Source organism: Vibrio sp. 811, from assembly GCF_033339195.1.
Genome location: NZ_JAWOUB010000996.1, coordinates 1 through 509 on the forward strand (window position 1 = coordinate 1; position 509 = coordinate 509).

Genomic DNA, 509 nt, shown 5'->3' on the forward strand with positions numbered 1-509 from the left:
CGTGCAGCACCTCAGCAAGCGAACGCGGCTATCCTAAACAACGTGAAATCAGCGGTAGCAAAAGACGTGGTTGAAGGTCTACGTGCTATCGACCAAGAGCTAGTGAAAACTGCAGTAGGCAGCACGCAATTCCAAGAGTGTTTCTTTGCGCACTGCCAGGTGCCTGAAATTGCAGAATATGTGAAGTCGCTACTAGACTAAGCACTCATTTTATCGGGAAATAGGTTAAGGCCAGCCATTGAGCTGGCTTTTTTTGTTTTTAAGCCGGAGAGAATGCCATGCACGTTGCGCCGATTACTTCACTACAGACTTGGTTTCCTGAGCATCCCGTTTTGCCTTTGTGGTCTGAGCCTCAAATCCCCTCCCATCTGGTGCAAAGTTATCAAGAAAGAAATCTGAACGAGTTGTTACCAGATCGCGCAGTGTTTGAGATCACGCATCCCGAAATTGTCGTGTTTGAACCAGAGCAATCCAACGGGATTGGTATTTTATTGATGCCCGGTGGTGGT

Annotated in this window: 2 pseudogenes; both read left to right on the forward strand. The window is 47.7% G+C overall.

Annotated features, from left to right (window positions below):
• A pseudogene (locus tag R7Q46_RS30550) lies at positions 1 to 201 on the forward strand (hypothetical protein); the annotation flags it as partial.
• Between the two features lie 77 nt (positions 202 to 278).
• Positions 279 to 509, forward strand: a pseudogene (locus R7Q46_RS30555) (alpha/beta hydrolase); the annotation flags it as partial.